The following is a 15,040-nucleotide window of genomic DNA, read 5'->3' as shown; positions in this document are numbered from 1 at the left end:
GGCACGAAAGGCTGATCCGGCTTTTGTCCTGTCCTTTGACCGGGGACCCAAGGTGGCGGTAAAATGCAGGCACGACGCGCCGCGATGAAACGATCGCCAGGCGGCTTTCCGCAAAGGTTCGCCTGACAGGCATCATGAGTTGGGAGGTTCGCCGATGACTTCGAGCGGCGCGGAAACGGATATTGGAACGCACCGGGTCGAAAACCAGCCCCCGGTGCGCGGCGATCTCGACCTCATCGAAAGCGACCCTGCGTTTAACGGCCATCTGATGGATCTTGGCGAGGAGGAACGCGGGAGGCTTGGAGACTACGCCCGGCTGCTTGGCACGCAGGAGATGCGCGGCGCGGCGCGGGATGCCAACCGTCATCCGCCGGAGCTTTTGCTGTTCGACCGGGGCGGGCGGCGGCTGGACGAGGTTCGCTTTCATCCCGCCTATCACCGCTTCATGGAGGTCTCCTGCGCGGCGGGCTATTCCGCTGTCGCCTGGGAGGGGCGGCCACACGGCCATCTGACCCATGCCGCCATGGTCTATCTGGCCAGCCAGGTGGAGCCCGGCCACTGCTGTCCGCTGACCATGACCTATGCCGCCGTTCCGGCGCTGGAGGCGGGCGGCGATACGCTCCTGCAAACGTGGCGGGACAAGCTCCTGTCGCGCCGTTACGACCCGGCGGCACGCCCGCTCGACGAAAAGACCGGCGCGACGCTCGGCATGGCTCTGACCGAAAAACAGGGTGGCTCGGATGTCCGGGCCAACACCACGCGGGCCGAACGCGACGGCGGCCATTGGCGGCTGACGGGCCACAAGTGGTTTTGCTCCGCGCCGATGTCCGACGGGTTTCTGACGCTGGCGCAAACGGAAGCCGGGCTCACCTGTTTCCTCGTGCCGCGCTGGCTGGAGGGGACGCGCAACGCCATTCGCCTCCAGCGCCTCAAGGACAAGCTCGGCAACCGCTCGAACGCCTCGGCGGAAATCGAATACAAGCGCGCTCTGGCCTTTCAGGTCGGCGAGGAGGGCAGGGGCGTTCAGGCGATCGTCGAAATGATCCACCATACCCGTCTCGACACGGCGCTGGCGCCCGCCGGCCTGATGCGCGCCGCGTTGGCCGAGGCCCACCACTGGCTGACCCACCGCACCGCCTTTCAGCGGCGGCTGATCGACCAGCCCCTGATGCGCACCGTGCTCGCCGATCTGGCGCTGGACCTTGAAGGCAGCCTCGCCCTTGGACTGCATGTCGCCCGCGCTTTCGACGGGCCCCGGCCGGAAGACCGGGCCTTCGCCCGCTTAGGCGTGGCGCTCGCCAAGTATCTTGCCAACAAGCTCTGCCCGCTGGTGGTGGTGGAGGCGATGGAGATCCTCGGGGGCATGGGCTATGTCGAGGACACCCCGCTGCCGCTGCTTTACCGCGAAGCCCCGCTCAACGGTATCTGGGAAGGCTCCGGCAACATCATTTGTCTCGACGCCCTCAGAACCCTGGCAAAACTGCCGCTCGCGGCAGAAGTCCTCGACGCGGAACTCGCCGCAGCCGCCCCCCTCAGCCCCGCTTACAAAACGGCCCTCGACAGCTACCGCCACACCTGGCCGCGCCCGCCGGACCCCGCCGAAGCCCGCGCCTTCACCGAACACACAGCCCTCCTCCTGACGGCTTCTGTGCTTGTGCGCGGCGCGCCGGAGGAGATCGCGGAGGCGTTTGTCCGCACGCGGCTGTTGGAGCCGCGCGGGCGTATGGCGGGCGCGGTCAGGGGCGTGGATGCGGACGGGGTGCTGGCGCGGCTGGGTGCCTGTTGATCGATTTTAAAGTGCTGGTGCTCCGAAGTGGATCGAAGAACTTCGGCGAGAATGCGCGATGTCCGCCATCCGCCCTATTTAGGCCCGCTCCCTACTTGTAGGGATATACATTGATCTGACAGACGGCACTGTCCGGCACGTAAGTGAATTCGCCGGCGGTGTTGTCCCTTGGATAACAGAAGAACCCGTATTTGCCGTTTGTGTCCGGGGTTGCCGCTGCATGCATGGCCTTGACATAACCGGTGTCGCTCGGACTTTTGGCGGCCGATTGCGTCAGGCTTTGCCATCCGTCCCAATTGCTTTTGCTGCCGAACAACTGAGTTCCGCTTTTGGGCAGGGAGGTGAAAAAAGTCTCGTAGCTGGTTGGCACCCACGGACCGATTTTATTGTCCGGCAACTCACCTTGCCAGGCGGTGTTGGGGCCGATGACGCGATGAATGCCGTCGGGAAAATGGCCCCATTGGGTCTTGACGTGTTTCAGCGGCCAGACCAGGGCGGACCAACTGTAATCTACGTGTTTGGCCAATTCGGTCAAAATTGTTTTGAGGCTTTTGGGACCGTACTCGAAATCCGCGACAGCGTCCTTGTAAGTGCCCAGGTCAGAGAACTGAACCGTCACCGGGTAGGAGAAGACATCGATATAGGAGAGGTCAACAGTGTAGCGGCTGTGGGCGGGTTCATAATTGTACTCGGCAAAGGAGAACATCACCGAGCCGTCGACACCGATATTGAAGGCATCGGGGGCAACGCCTTTCTCGAGGCTCTCCGACAACTTCTTCTCGGCGAAATAGATACGCCGTTCCGCGTTGGGCTCCAAGGTTAGGGAAAGCGTATCGCTCTTCTTCAGTGGCCCACCGCCCAGGGGCTTGACCTTCGCGGGCGAACCGTAATTGAAGTCATAGACATAGAGGTCCTTGCCGGACTGGTTCGATATCTTGAATTTTGTCGATGTCATGAATTGCTCCCTTGAGGTAACGGCTCAAAATATCGCTCAAGCTCAAGACTTCGTACCGCTCGGTGACGGGCCCTTGAATGAGCATGAAATTCTTTGCGAGAGACTGTTTCCTGCAAGGTGGCGTAAATGAAGGAAATGCGGCTCGATTGGGTCAAATACGAAGGACATGACATCTCATCCCTGTCCGGGACTTTCGACCTAAATCCGAAAAGTTTTAGAATCCGTAAAGTTTACAACCAGAACTAGAGCCTCCCTCCCGCTTTCGCGCGGGAGGACCTCCGGGCGTCGCGACATCACCTGTTTCAATTGCGTCGACAGGGGATGCAATGGGAGCGAAGTTTGGATCGGCGGAGGTTGGGGTTTCCCAGCCCCGATCAAGATGGCGGGTTGGTCACACCATCGGCAATTTGTAACGCGATCGGCACATTGTATCTGATAGCACTGTGAGGACGGACGTCATTGCGGTCTTGACCCACTCCAAAAGCGTGTCGCGTTGAATTGACTTCAGGAAATCGCCCGAACGCATTTGCAATGCAAACGCTGCCTCGGGCGTCCTTCTGAAACCATGAATCCGCTTAAACGCAACCCACTCAATCACAGCGCGCCGTCATGCCTCCATCAACCACAATCTCCGTCCCTGTAATAAAGCGGGCCTCGTCGGAGGCGAGGAAGAGCGCGGCGTTGGCGGTGTCGCGGCCGTCGCCCATGAAGCCGAGGGGGATGCGGGCGAGGCGGCTCTGGAGGAGGGCGTCGATATCGCCGTCCGCGCGCTGTCCGGCCAGCCGGGCCTCGACCATCGGAGTGTGCAACTGGCCCGGAACGACCGTGTTGACGCGGATGCCGCGGGCGGCATATTCCACCGCGACGACCTTCGAGAACTGGATGACGCCGGCCTTGGTCGCCGCATAGGCCGACTGGGCGGCGCCGGTCCAGCGCAGGCCCGAGGTTGACGAGGTGTTGACGATGGCGCCCGAGCCCTGTTTTTCCATCACCGGCAGGACGTTCTTGCAGGTCAGGAAAACGCTCTTCAGGTTGAAGTCGATCTGACGGTCCCAGACCTCCTCGCTCATCTCCACCGGTCCGCCCTTTGCCGACCCGCCGACATTGTTGACCAGAATATCGACCCGGCCGAAGCGGGCAATGCAGGCCTGAACCATGGCGGCAACGTCCTTGCCGTCGGTGATGTCGCAGATATGACCGTGAATTTCGCCGCAGTTCGCGCTCACAGTCCCGCCGGAAGTTCCGCCGTCGGCGCCCTCCGCCCGCTCGATGGTTTCCTTCAGCGCGTCCGGATCGAGATCCACCGCGAAGACCTTCGCGCCTTCCTCGGCGAAGCGGACCGAAACCGCCCTGCCATTGCCCCATCCCGGACCGACGCAGCCCGCGCCGGTGACGATCGCAACCTTGTCCTGAAGCCGTCCCGCCATCGTTCAGGCCGCAAACCGGTAAAAACGCAGGGGATTGTCGACAAGCAGCGCCTGCTGCAGCTCCCGCGTCGGGGCGATCTCCGGGATCAGGTCGACCAGCACGCCGTCATCCGGCGGCAGGCTGCGGAAATTGGGATGCGGCCAGTCGGTGCCCCACAGAACACGGTCGGGGAAGGTTTCGACCAGTTTGCGCGCGAAAGGCACGGCGTCGCCATAGGGCGCGTCCAGGCGCGAGGCCCGCTCGCAGCCGGAGACCTTGACGAGGATGTGGCGGTTTTCCATCAGGCGCAGCAATGCGTCGAACGGCGCCTGGTCGAGACCCAGCGAGGCGTCGATCCGGCCCATGTGATCGATCACCACGGGCACGCTCGCCTTTGCAAGGCCGGCGGCCTTTTCGGCGATCAGGTCGCTGTCCATGTGGATCTGCAGGTGCCAGCCGAATTTCGACAGCCGGTCGGCGAGCCTCAGAAGGGTGTCCATGGAGGCTCCGCCCTCGAGATGCGCCATGTAGTTGAAGCGGATGCCCCGGAAGCCGAGCGCGTGGTGGCGCGCGATCTCGTCGTCCGGCACGTCGGCGGGCAACAGGGCAACGCCGAGATATTTGCCCGCGCGGGCGGAAATCGCATCGGCCGTTGCTGAATTGTCGAAGCCGTGAACACCGGTCTGGACGATGACGCAGCGCTCGATCCCTATCATGTCATGCAGGGCGAAGAGCTTTTCCTTCGGCGCGTCGCCGGGCTGCAGGCGGCTTTCCGGCGCATAGGGAAACCGTTCGCCGGGCCCGAAGACATGACAATGCGTATCGCAGGCGCCGGCCGGCATGACGAAAGACGGTTTTTTAGGAGCCGGATGATAGGTGATCGGAGCCGTGTTCATGGCTTTCCTCGTTGGAAAATACTGGCGGGCATGACTTGCGGTGACGGACGTCTATTCGAGTTCCGGCGGCAGGCCCTCGGGAGGGGGAACCTCGAAGACATTGATTGTCATGGAAATCAGGGTGTAGTAGCCGAGGATGCCTGTCAGATCGACGACAGCCTCCTCGCCGAGCAGATCCACGGCCTGCTTGTAGAGCGCGTCGCTGACCCGCCGTTCCGTGTGCAGCGTCTTTGAGAACCGATAGACGATTTCCTCGTCGGCCTCGTCGAATACCGGTTCGCCGCCGGTGCGGATCGCCTCGACGATCCGCGGCGCGATCCCGGCCTTCAGGGCAACCGGCTTGTGGGCCGCCCATTCGTATTCCGACATCCACACCCGCGCGGTCGCCAGGATGGCGAGTTCCGACAGCCGCGGCGGCAACAGGCTGTCATACCGGCAGTAGCGCCCAAGGGCCTGCGCACGGTCGGCCAGGTCCGGACGGTTGAGCCAGACGGCCAGCGGACCGCGGACCTTGCCGCGCGGACCCGAGCGGATCGCTTCAAAGACTTCCTTCTGCCGGGGTGTCAGGTTTTCGGGATCGACTGGTGGCAGGCGTGTCATGTAGCGGCCTCCTCAGGTCTGCGGGTCATGTTGAAGGCGGGCTCCGCGGCGGCGAAACTTTCCAGCCAGTTCACGAGCTGTGGATACCGGCCGCGCCATTCCACCGGTTTGCGCCAGTCAAGGTAACCGAGCGCGCAGGCAAGGCTGATGGAGACGAGACCGGTCTTATTCGGATCCGGCGGATCGGCCGCCATGACGTCGAGGCCGCGCTCCACCTTGCCGCGCTGGTGCGCAAGCCAGGTTTGCGAGACTTGCGCGGGATCGCGGAACCGCCCCTCATAGACCATCAGCAGCGCGGCGTCGGCGATACCGTCGGCGAGCGTCGCCCCGGTCAATGCTCTTGCCCGGTCTTCCGGGGCCGCCGGAACGAGAAGGTTCCGGCCCGACCAGGCGTCCAGGAATTCGATGATGACGCGGCTGTCGTAGAGCGCCGTGCCGTCCGTGAGGAGAAGACAGGGCATTTTACCGAGCGGGTTCTGCAGGCGCAGACTGTCCGTATCGCTTCTTGTATCGGCGGGTTCCAGATCGATCGTGTGCGACAATCCGAGGACTTCCATCGCGATGCGGACCTTGCGTCCGAAGGGCGACGTCAGTGTCGTGCGAAGGATGCGCGGCGCCGCGCTCTGTTCGCTGCCGGGCCTCGGGGAAGCGTTCAAACTCATCTCGGCGATCTCACTTCATCGTCTGCGGCAGGTAGAGAGCCAGCTGCGGGAATACGCACAGCAGGATCAGCATCACGAAGCCTGCGATCACGTAAGGCACCAGCCCCTTGAAGACATCCTCCAGACTGACCCGTCCCTCGGAGGCTGCCTGGACGACGAAGCAGTTGATGCCGACCGGTGGCGTCACCGCACCGATTTCCACGAGCAGAACCACAAAGACCCCGAACCAGATGGGGTCGAACCCCAGGTTCATCATCACCGGATGGGTGATCGGCAGGGTGATCGCCAGCAGCGCCGGTGCGTCCATCATCATGCCGAGCACCAGATAGATGCCGACGATGATCGCGACGACGACCCAGCGGTTGACGTCCAGTGTGGTCAGGAAGCCGCCGAGCGCATTGGCAACGCCGCTGATCGCCAGGAATTTCGAAAAGATCAGCGCGCAGATGATGATCGCAAAGATCATCGCCGATGTGCGGATGGTATCCAGAAGCGTCTGGTTCAGCTTGAGGGCCTTGAGGCTGCGCTGCCTGACAATGGCCAGGAGCAACGTCAGCCCCGCGCCGATGCCGCCCGCTTCGGTCGGTGTGAAGATCCCGAGATAGAGCCCCGCGATGATGCAGACGATCACCAGCACGAGCGGTCCGGCGAGGCGCAGCGAATAGACCTTCTCGCGCAGGGTGGATTCGGTTCTCACCACAGGTGCCAGGGCTGGATTGCGCAGCACCGTGAAATAGGTGGCGAAACACAGAAGGATGGCGAAAACCACTCCCGGAATAACCCCCGCGATCAGAAGTCCGCCGATGCTGCTGTCTGTCAGAATTCCATACACGACGACAAGCGCGCTCGGCGGGATCATCACCGCCAGGGTACCCGCGATGGCGATGGAAGCGGACGCCAGGCGTTTGTCGTAGCCCCGCGCCAGCATCTCCGGCAAAGCCAGTTTAGTGAACACCGTCGCCGTTCCCACGCTCGAGCCGGAGGCCGCGCCGAAAGCCGCCGCGCCGATGGTGGTGGAAATGGCGAGCCCGCCCTTCAGGTTCCCGAGCCACTTGCTGGTGGCCTCGAACATGTCCTCGCCGAGACCGGCGCGCATGGCGAAGAAGCCCATTAGCAGGAACAGGGGAATGACGCTGAAATGGAAGCTGTGGGTGGTGTCGAAAAACACCGTGGAAAGCATCGCGGTCGCGCCTTTGACGCCGACGATGGAGGCCAGGCCGATGGCGCCGACCGCGCCAAGCGCGACCATGACGTTGACGCCGAGAAGTATGGCCGCGAATAGCGCGCCGATACCGATGAGACCGATTTCAAGACCTGTCATTTCGAGGCAAGCTCCTCAGCCTGTTCAGTGCCTGTCGCCTCGCGGACGAGCCCGAGAACATATTGAACCGCGAGCAAAGTCAGACCGAAGAAGACCATGAATTTCACGGGGTAGAGCGGGTAGCGAACGGCGCCCCATTGCTGTTCGCCGATCGCATAGGAAGCGAGCGTGTAGCCCCAGGCCGCATAGGCGCACCAGGCGAAGAAGGCCGCGCCCAGCGCCAGCGCGGCGAGGCGTGCGATCTTCTGGAGCCCGCCGGGCAGTCTCTGGGTGAGGAGCACCACGCGGATGTGGCCTCCCTCATATTGCGTCAGGGCCAGAGACAGGAACACGAGCACCGTCAGCATGGTTTCGGTGATTTCGAAGGCGCCCGACACCGGTGAGTTGAAGAGGAAGCGGGAGGCCGCATTGGCGATCACCAGCAGCATCATCGCAAAGGTCGTGTAGCCGGCAACCAGTCCGCATCCGTAGAGAAATCTGCCGTAACCGCGCCAGATTCGATCGAACAGCGACATCGTTGATTTCTCCGATAAGTGAGACCTGCACCCGGGGTGTCTTTGAGTGTCTCCCGGGGCGTCTATTTGGCGTTCCTGGGGCGTGCCCCGGGGCGGCCCAGGAGACAGCGAGAGGCGGCCAAACCGCCCCGGCCATCTCCAGGGCCGCCCCCAGGGTCAGCCCTGGGAGGGAATGATATTCAGGAGTTTCTCAGAAACGAAGTTCTTCGACAATCTCGTCGGAAGGCACGCCGGCGGCCTCCGCCCGGCCGATCCATTCCTTGCGCACATTCTGGATGCGCTCGTCGTCGATGACCGCAATCAGTTCGTCCGCCGGAAATTGGATGACCTCGACGCCCTTTTCCGGCCAGCCGGCACGAACGGCCGAAATGGTCTTGTCGAGTTCGCCGGCATAGTTCTTCGCATAGTCCTTGCCAAGCTGATCGACGATCGCGCGGGTTTTTTCGTCCATGCCGTTGTAGGTGTCCAGGTTCATGGCGATGAGGTGGCCGAACGAGGCGCCAAGCGGAATTTCGATATAGTATTTCGCAACTTCATCGTATTTCCAGCCATGGGCAAGCGCCGGGCCGATCGGCGTGCAGTCGAGGATGCTGCGCTCCAGAGCTTCATAGGCTTCCGACGTCGCCACGGAAACCGGCGTCGCTCCCAGCGCCTCGACCAGCGCCGGATAGGCGAAGCCGTATGTCCTGATGCGCTTGCCCTTCAGGTCCCCGGCGGACCGGATCGGCGTCGTGCAAAGCAGGCCGTAGCTTTCCAGCGGCCGGAACCCGACGGCTTTCAGATTGCTTCGGGCAAGTTCCTCGGCGAATTGCGGATAGGTTTCGTGCCATTTTTCCATCAGCCCGGAAATCTCGATGGTGGACTTGGGCTGCGGAATGAAGAAACCGACGGCATTGTTCAGCGGAAACTTGTCGGGAAAATAGGGGGTGACGATATCGCCGAAATCACCGACGCCCGCGGCGAGGGAATCCGGAATTTCCCGGGTCTTGGCGACGCTGCCGCCCCAATAGACCTCGATCTCGTGTTCGTCGCCGGTACGTTTCTTGAATTCGTCGATGAACCACTGCGTGGAGATGGCCTGCGCGTCGCCCGCACCCTGCGGCTTGAACGTGATCCACTTGTAGGTGTCCGCCGCGGCTTCGGTCGTAAATGCTGCGGTGATCATACCAAGGGCGATCGCTGCGGATCCAAGTTTTCCGCGGTTCAAAAGTCCAGTCATATTTCCTCCCATTGCGCTTCTGAGGCGCAAACGTTTGTTCCTGAAGTGGTGGCTTACATGACAAGTAGCCGGAAACGGATCTGATTAAAAAGATCGCGGCCTATAATTCAAATACAATAGCCGTATATGTATTATGCCTTTTGGGTATGGGTTATTTCCAGATGCCTTCGGCGACCAGTTCCTGCACGACTTCCTGAATCAGTTCCTCGATGACGGCCAGGGTACGTTTGCGGCCCTGGTCGGTGCGCATGGCGACACACAGGGTCCACAGGATTTCCGGATTGCAGATGGGCACGGCCTGCAGCACGCCTTGCTGGACTTCGGAAATGACCGCGCCGTAGGTCAGGATCGTGAAGCCGTGACCGTATTTCACCAGTGACTTGGTATGGCCGATCCCGTCCGAGCGGGTCACGATGTTCAGGGGAATGTCGAGCCGTTCGGCATGCCCGTCGATCAGAATGCGCAGGAAATTCGGCCGGCTGGGCATCACCAGCGGATAACTGCCGGCTTCAGCCAGGGAATATTCCGGTTTTGCCAGCGTGCCCGACCGCCCCACCAGGCACAGATGCTCGACCAGCAGCTTGCTGATGCGGATATCGTCCCTGGGGGCGGGATCGTGCATGACGGCGACGCCGATCTCGTTGTTGGCGAGCTTGCGTTCCAGTTCTCCGCTGAAACCCTCCACGAACCGCAGCTCGATATCCGGATAGCGTTCCTTGCTGCGTTCCAGCAGGCGGGGGGCGATGAATTCGCCGGGCGTCGGCGGCATGCCGACAGACACGACCCCGCCCAGATGTCTTGAGTGGATCGTGACGTCGTGATGTGTCTGCTGCACCTGATTGAAGATGAGATAGGCGCGGCGCAGAAGAATTTCTCCGGCCTCGGTCAGCTCGGCTCCGCGCGAATTGCGAATAAACAGCTGAACCCGCAAGTCTTCTTCCAGCTTCTTGATCTGTCGGCTGAGAGCGGGTTGCGCGATCCTGAGCCGCCCGGCGGCGCGGGTGAAACTCTTTTCCTCCGCGACACAGATGAAGTACCGCAAGGCCCGCAATTCGATTTGCCAGTCGCTGTTCATTCAAGACACCCGGTCGAGAGATGGAAAACCGGGCAAGGCCTAACACAGATTTGTTCCTGTCGACCGGGGCTTTTCACAGGGCACTTGATGTTGACCTCTGGAAGAGGGGGGCGTGGGAAGCGCGTGGTGAATATTTTTCCGATCTCCAAAAATCCCCCGGCCCCTGCGAAATTGACAGAAATCAAAGGCAGGTCGCTAAAAATCTGTTATATTCGAACATATGAATATATATGGAGGCTGAAATGACGCTCGACTGGAAAATTGGAGGGCTTGCCCTGGGGCTGGTCTTTTTCGCGGCGGTCCTGCTGGTCAAACCCATCGGGGTCTCGACCCAGTTCGTGATCCTTGACGGAGTGCTGTGGGACGCGGTCGATCCAGCTGTGGTGACACAGACGGCAGACGGGTATACGGCGACGAACGCCTATCTTGCCAAATCCGGCGGCAAATACGCCAAGGCGGTCGCCAATCCCTTGAACTACAGTTTCGTCTTCGTTCTGGCCATGCTGGCCGGCGGCGCCGCCTCGGTCTGGCAGCGCGGCGGGGTGGGCCCGGCGGAGCGCCGCGTCCCGGAGCTTTGGCGGGCGAATTTCGGTGACAGCCCGGTCAAGCGCTATGCGGCGGCCTTCGCCGGTGGCTTCATCGTCCTTTACGGCGCGCGGCTGGCGGGCGGATGCACCTCAGGTCACATGATGTCCGGCATGATGCAGACGGCGGTGTCAGGCTATCTGTTTGCCGCCGGCGCGTTCGCCGCGGCGGTCCCGACCGCCCTGATGCTCTATAAAGAGGAGGCGTAAACCATGGAAATCATTCTTGCTCTTGTGATCGGCGGCGCCTTCGGCGCGGTCCTGGACCGCATAGGGGCCTCCAACCCGAACGTGATCGGGCGCATGCTCAACCTCACCAACCTCAAACTGATGAAGGCCATCCTGCTGGCCATCGGTGTCGGGTCGGTGCTGATGTTCGGCGGGCAGATGCTGGGGATGGTCGATGTCGGCCATATGTCGGTGAAAACGGCTTATCTGGGTGTCTTCGCCGGTGGTCTGCTGCTCGGCGTCGGCTGGGCGCTTGCCGGATACTGCCCGGGTACTGGCGTCGTCGCCGCCGGCGCGGGCCGCAGGGACGCCTTCGCCTTCATCGCGGGGGGGCTTCTCGGCGCCGCCGCCTACATGGCGACCTATCCCGCCATCAAGGCCACGGGCCTTCTTGACGCAATCCTCGGTGGAAACGCGACGCTGGGAACGGTCCCCGGCACGGACTACCCGGGACTGACCGGTTTGCCCGGCGACACTCTCGGCATCGTGCTGGGTCTGGTCTTCGTCGCCGTGGCCTTCGTCCTGCCGGAGCGGATCATTCGCAAGGACACGCGCCTGCCCGCGGAATGATCTTCTTGACCTGACAGCGTGCGCCTGTGGCGCACGCTCGGCCTCACTGCCAATCGGGGCGAATGCCCTCCTTCGTTTGACTAGCCACGTGCTCGCGGTAATAGGCCGAATTCATCACCACCACGCCCAGCACCATGTCGTGCAGCAGGCGCTTGCGGTCGGAGACCAGCGAGACCAGCAGGACAAGCGGGGTCAGCAGGGAGATGGAGAACCAGAAGAGAATGACGTGGACCGCCGCGAGCAGGGGATAGGGCCTTGCGCCGTACCACAGGCGCATCTCCAGCCCCATGGCGCGCATGCCGGGCGTCGAGGACTGCGGGCCGCCCAGGGTAAAGGCCACATAGATGAGGGCGACGGCGGTGGGCAGGATGGCGTAGAGCAGGAAGCCGAGACCGAGCGTGAAGACGCCGAGCACGAACACCAGCACGCCGGCCGCGAAGGTCAGCAGCGCGATCGCGATCACGTCGATCAAAAACGCGAAGATCCGCCGGCTGCGCACCCCTGAGAACAGTTCCGGATGAAGGGCGGCCTCGAAGAGGTCCTCGCGGGCGTGACCCGATGAAGTTTCAGCTGACATGATCCGGCTCCCGGTTTTGTGATGGCGATAATGTGGGTACTTCTAGCGGGATTCGCAAATATCGGGTGACCCGATAAGCTCCCCGGCGGTTTCTGATCGTTTCGCTCCGGTCTTGGCTGGCTGTGCGTTCGGAGCAAGTCGCCCATCCTTCGAGACGGACCTGACGGTCCTCCTCAGGATGAGGTTTTGGAGGTGGGAAAAGCGACGCGATTCCTGATGGTTGAAGCTGAAAGTCCTGCTTGCTCTCGAATTTGCCGCCCGTCCTCAGGTCTCCCTGGCGATTGCGACAAGGCCCCAGTTCCGCCCGTCAGTCCATCCGCTCGCCGATTTCCAGGTAGCGCACGCCGTAGCCGTGTTCGCGCAGGGCGGCGACGATGCGCTCGCCATGCGGGCGGTCGAAAGCCTCGAAGGTGACGTCCAGCGTCGCGCCCTTGGCCGGAACGTTCAGAAACAGCCGGTGATGCTCCACATCGACGACATTGCCCTGCAGGTCGCCGATCACCGTGGCGATCTCGCCCAGAACGCCCGGACGGTCCGGCGTGTCGATGCGGATCGAGACAAGCTTTCCGTCGCGGGCCAGCTCGCGCACCACGATCTTGGACAAAAGCCGCGGATCGATGTTGCCGCCACAAAGAACGAGGCCCACCCGCTTGCCCGCGAAGCGCTCCCGCTCGCTCAGAAGACCGGCAAGGCCGGCGGCGCCCGCGCCCTCGGCAATCGTGCGCTGCAGGGTGAGATAGGCGTTGATCGCCTGTTCGATGCTGCTTTCGGAAACCAGCAGGATATCGTCGACGGTTTTCCTGACGATCTCGGTCGTCAGCACGCCGATGTCGCGCACGGCGATGCCCTCGGCGATGGTCGCGCCCTCGCAGCGGACCTCCTTGCCGTAGAACGCTCCCCACATGCCCGGATAAAGCACCGTCTCGACGCCGATCACCTCGATGGAGGGTTTGATGGCCTTCGCCGCCGTCGCCATGCCGGCGATCAGTCCGCCGCCGCCGACCGGCACCACCAGGACATCGAGATCCGGCTGCGCGGCCAGCATTTCGAGCGCGATTGTGCCCTGGCCACGGATCACATGGGCGTCGTCATAGGGATGCACCCAGACCAGATTGCGCTCCTCCGCCAGCCGGTCCGCTTCCGCCTTGGCCTCGGCCAGCGTGTTGCCGGCCAAAACCACCTCGGCGCCGTAGCCCCGGGTGGCGGAGATCTTCACGAAAGGCGTCAGTACCGGCATGACGATGGTTGCCGGAATGCCGAGGCGGCCGGCGTGATAGGCAACGCCCTGGGCATGGTTGCCGGCCGAAACGGCTATCACGCCGCGCGCCTTTTCCCCGTCATCGAGGCTGGCGAGCTTGACCAGCGCGCCGCGCTCCTTGAAGGCGCCGGTGACCTGCATGTTTTCGTATTTGACGAAGACATCGGCGCCGGTGAGCTGCGACAGGCGCGGCGCGGGCAGGCAGGGCGTTTCCAGCACCGCGCCCTTGATCAGTTCGGCGGCCTGGAGGATCTCCTCGACGGTCACCGGAGCGGTTGCGGCTATCGCGGCATCCATCATCCGGCGTCCGCCAGTATCGCGGCGGCCTTGGGCGCGAAATAGGTCAGGACGCCGTCGGCGCCCGCGCGCTTGAACGCCATCAGGCTTTCCATCATGGCGCGCTCGTCATCCAGCCAGCCATTGGCGCCGGCCGCCTTGATCATCGCGTATTCCCCGGAGACCTGGTAGGCGTAGGTCGGCACCTGGAAGGTGTCCTTGATGCGCCGGACGATGTCGAGATAAGGCAGGCCGGGCTTGACCATGACCATGTCGGCGCCCTCCGCGATGTCGAGTTCCGTCTCCCGCAAGGCTTCGTCCGTGTTGGCCGGGTCCATCTGGTAGGTGCGCTTGTCGCCCTTCAGCGCGCCGGACGAGCCGACGGCGTCACGGAACGGACCGTAGAAGGCGGAAGCGTATTTGGCCGAATAGGCCATGATCTGCGTGTCCCGGAAGCCTTGCGCATCGAGCGACTGGCGGATGGCGGCGACCCGCCCGTCCATCATGTCGGACGGCGCGATGACATCCGCTCCGGCCTGGGCCTGAACCAGGGCCTGCCGGCAAAGCCGGTCGACGGTTTCGTCGTTGAGAATGGTCTCGCCATCCATCAACCCGTCGTGGCCGTGGCTGGTATAGGGATCGAGCGCCACATCGGTCATCAGCCCCAGATTCAGTCCTTCGGCCTTGATCGCCTTGAGGGCGCGGCAGGTGAGATTGTTCGCGTTCAGCGCTTCCGAGCCGGTTTCGTCGCGCAGGTCGGGATCGGTATAGGGAAACAGCGCCATCGCCGGAATGCCAAGTTCCGCGGCACGTTCCGCTTCCCGCACCGCTTCGTCGACGGACAGGCGGAAGACGTCGGGCATGGAAGCGACCGGCTGGCGCATCTTTTCGCCGTCGGTCAGAAAGACCGGCCAGATCAGGTCGTCCACCGTCAGCGTGTTTTCGCGCACCAGGCGGCGGGACCAGTCGGTCTGGCGGTTGCGGCGCATGCGCGTGCCCGCCAGAAGCGTATCCATATGGTCTGGGGTGATTGGCGGAAGCTGCGATCTGGACGGCATGGACCCTGTCTGCTTGGTGAGAGTGACGGTGAATCTGCGTTTCCGCAAGTTTG

At 62.7% G+C, this 15,040-nt stretch carries 15 protein-coding genes; 3 read left to right on the top strand and 12 right to left on the bottom strand.

The window, feature by feature from the left end; genetic code table 11:
* The first annotated feature begins 154 nt into the window (after positions 1 to 154).
* Positions 155 to 1,786 carry an acyl-CoA dehydrogenase family protein gene (locus tag CLV41_RS21950; protein WP_103224602.1) on the top strand — a complete coding sequence of 544 codons (1,632 nt, stop codon included), beginning with the start codon at positions 155 to 157 and terminating at the stop codon, positions 1,784 to 1,786.
* A 91-nt stretch (positions 1,787 to 1,877) separates the two neighbouring features.
* Here CLV41_RS21950 and CLV41_RS21945 read toward each other — a convergent pair whose 3' ends face one another.
* From CLV41_RS21945 to CLV41_RS21905, 9 genes are all read right to left on the bottom strand, one after another.
* Positions 1,878 to 2,741 carry a beta-1,3-glucanase family protein gene (locus CLV41_RS21945; protein ID WP_103224601.1) on the bottom strand — a complete coding sequence of 288 codons (864 nt, stop codon included), beginning with the start codon at positions 2,739 to 2,741 and terminating at the stop codon, positions 1,878 to 1,880.
* Between the two features lie 590 nt (positions 2,742 to 3,331).
* The gene (locus tag CLV41_RS21940; protein WP_103224600.1) at positions 3,332 to 4,168 is read right to left on the bottom strand and encodes an SDR family NAD(P)-dependent oxidoreductase; all 837 of its coding nucleotides are present in this window, start codon (positions 4,166 to 4,168) and stop codon (positions 3,332 to 3,334) included.
* 3 nt (positions 4,169 to 4,171) lie between these two features.
* Positions 4,172 to 5,044, bottom strand: coding sequence for an amidohydrolase family protein (locus CLV41_RS21935; protein ID WP_103224599.1), 873 nt, complete (start codon positions 5,042 to 5,044; stop codon positions 4,172 to 4,174).
* A 51-nt stretch (positions 5,045 to 5,095) separates the two neighbouring features.
* A complete protein-coding gene (locus CLV41_RS21930) occupies positions 5,096 to 5,644 on the bottom strand; it encodes a carboxymuconolactone decarboxylase family protein (protein WP_103224598.1) in 549 nt (182 codons plus the stop codon).
* A complete protein-coding gene (locus tag CLV41_RS21925; protein WP_103224597.1) occupies positions 5,641 to 6,306 on the bottom strand; it encodes a glutathione S-transferase family protein in 666 nt (221 codons plus the stop codon). The genes CLV41_RS21930 and CLV41_RS21925 overlap by 4 nt, the downstream gene beginning before the upstream one ends.
* A 10-nt stretch (positions 6,307 to 6,316) precedes the next feature.
* Complete coding sequence (locus CLV41_RS21920) at positions 6,317 to 7,627, bottom strand: TRAP transporter large permease (protein ID WP_103224596.1); 1,311 nt, start codon at positions 7,625 to 7,627, stop codon at positions 6,317 to 6,319.
* On the bottom strand, positions 7,624 to 8,142 hold the full coding sequence (locus tag CLV41_RS21915) for a TRAP transporter small permease subunit (RefSeq protein ID WP_103224595.1): 519 nt from the start codon (positions 8,140 to 8,142) through the stop codon (positions 7,624 to 7,626). The genes CLV41_RS21920 and CLV41_RS21915 overlap by 4 nt, the downstream gene beginning before the upstream one ends.
* A 190-nt stretch (positions 8,143 to 8,332) precedes the next feature.
* Positions 8,333 to 9,361, bottom strand: a complete 1,029-nt coding sequence (locus tag CLV41_RS21910) for a C4-dicarboxylate TRAP transporter substrate-binding protein (RefSeq protein ID WP_170107284.1) — start codon at positions 9,359 to 9,361, stop codon at positions 8,333 to 8,335.
* 151 nt (positions 9,362 to 9,512) lie between these two features.
* Entirely contained in the window at positions 9,513 to 10,436 is a 924-nt protein-coding gene (locus tag CLV41_RS21905) for a LysR family transcriptional regulator (RefSeq protein WP_103224593.1), read from the bottom strand.
* A 242-nt stretch (positions 10,437 to 10,678) separates the two neighbouring features.
* On the opposite strand from CLV41_RS21905, the gene CLV41_RS21900 reads away from it, so the two are divergent.
* Together CLV41_RS21900 and CLV41_RS21895 are read left to right on the top strand one after the other, a co-directional pair.
* A complete protein-coding gene (locus tag CLV41_RS21900; RefSeq protein WP_103224639.1) occupies positions 10,679 to 11,230 on the top strand; it encodes a YeeE/YedE thiosulfate transporter family protein in 552 nt (183 codons plus the stop codon).
* A 3-nt stretch (positions 11,231 to 11,233) separates the two neighbouring features.
* On the top strand, positions 11,234 to 11,818 hold the full coding sequence (locus CLV41_RS21895; RefSeq protein WP_103224592.1) for a YeeE/YedE thiosulfate transporter family protein: 585 nt from the start codon (positions 11,234 to 11,236) through the stop codon (positions 11,816 to 11,818).
* A 43-nt stretch (positions 11,819 to 11,861) separates the two neighbouring features.
* Here CLV41_RS21895 and CLV41_RS21890 read toward each other — a convergent pair whose 3' ends face one another.
* The 3 genes from CLV41_RS21890 to hemB form a co-directional block, all read right to left on the bottom strand.
* Positions 11,862 to 12,395: an RDD family protein gene (locus CLV41_RS21890; protein WP_103224591.1), complete on the bottom strand. Its 534-nt coding sequence runs from the start codon at positions 12,393 to 12,395 to the stop codon at positions 11,862 to 11,864.
* A 307-nt stretch (positions 12,396 to 12,702) separates the two neighbouring features.
* Complete coding sequence (locus CLV41_RS21885) at positions 12,703 to 13,953, bottom strand: threonine ammonia-lyase (RefSeq protein ID WP_235867214.1); 1,251 nt, start codon at positions 13,951 to 13,953, stop codon at positions 12,703 to 12,705.
* Positions 13,950 to 14,945 (bottom strand): porphobilinogen synthase, encoded by a 996-nt coding sequence (gene hemB, locus CLV41_RS21880; protein WP_235867218.1) that lies wholly within the window; start codon positions 14,943 to 14,945, stop codon positions 13,950 to 13,952. The genes CLV41_RS21885 and hemB overlap by 4 nt, the downstream gene beginning before the upstream one ends.
* Between the last annotated feature and the right edge of the window lie 95 nt (positions 14,946 to 15,040).

Origin of the sequence: Roseibium marinum (genome assembly GCF_002906165.1) — a bacterium.
In the GTDB taxonomy this organism is placed as follows: domain Bacteria; phylum Pseudomonadota; class Alphaproteobacteria; order Rhizobiales; family Stappiaceae; genus Roseibium; species Roseibium marinum.
Note: the sequence above shows the minus strand (reverse complement) of the source record. Positions and strands in the feature narration are given on the sequence as shown.

Bases quoted from the DNA above. Each gene is read 5' to 3' on its own strand.
- CLV41_RS21950 (WP_103224602.1), top strand. From the start codon at position 155: ATGACTTCGAGCGGCGCGGAAACGGATATTGGAACGCACCGGGTCGAA.
- CLV41_RS21945 (WP_103224601.1), bottom strand. From the start codon at position 2,741: ATGACATCGACAAAATTCAAGATATCGAACCAGTCCGGCAAGGACCTC.
- CLV41_RS21940 (WP_103224600.1), bottom strand. From the start codon at position 4,168: ATGGCGGGACGGCTTCAGGACAAGGTTGCGATCGTCACCGGCGCGGGC.
- CLV41_RS21935 (WP_103224599.1), bottom strand. From the start codon at position 5,044: ATGAACACGGCTCCGATCACCTATCATCCGGCTCCTAAAAAACCGTCT.
- CLV41_RS21930 (WP_103224598.1), bottom strand. From the start codon at position 5,644: ATGACACGCCTGCCACCAGTCGATCCCGAAAACCTGACACCCCGGCAG.
- CLV41_RS21925 (WP_103224597.1), bottom strand. From the start codon at position 6,306: ATGAGTTTGAACGCTTCCCCGAGGCCCGGCAGCGAACAGAGCGCGGCG.
- CLV41_RS21920 (WP_103224596.1), bottom strand. From the start codon at position 7,627: ATGACAGGTCTTGAAATCGGTCTCATCGGTATCGGCGCGCTATTCGCG.
- CLV41_RS21915 (WP_103224595.1), bottom strand. From the start codon at position 8,142: ATGTCGCTGTTCGATCGAATCTGGCGCGGTTACGGCAGATTTCTCTAC.
- CLV41_RS21910 (WP_170107284.1), bottom strand. From the start codon at position 9,361: ATGACTGGACTTTTGAACCGCGGAAAACTTGGATCCGCAGCGATCGCC.
- CLV41_RS21905 (WP_103224593.1), bottom strand. From the start codon at position 10,436: ATGAACAGCGACTGGCAAATCGAATTGCGGGCCTTGCGGTACTTCATC.
- CLV41_RS21900 (WP_103224639.1), top strand. From the start codon at position 10,679: ATGACGCTCGACTGGAAAATTGGAGGGCTTGCCCTGGGGCTGGTCTTT.
- CLV41_RS21895 (WP_103224592.1), top strand. From the start codon at position 11,234: ATGGAAATCATTCTTGCTCTTGTGATCGGCGGCGCCTTCGGCGCGGTC.
- CLV41_RS21890 (WP_103224591.1), bottom strand. From the start codon at position 12,395: ATGTCAGCTGAAACTTCATCGGGTCACGCCCGCGAGGACCTCTTCGAG.
- CLV41_RS21885 (WP_235867214.1), bottom strand. From the start codon at position 13,953: ATGATGGATGCCGCGATAGCCGCAACCGCTCCGGTGACCGTCGAGGAG.
- hemB (WP_235867218.1), bottom strand. From the start codon at position 14,945: ATGGATACGCTTCTGGCGGGCACGCGCATGCGCCGCAACCGCCAGACC.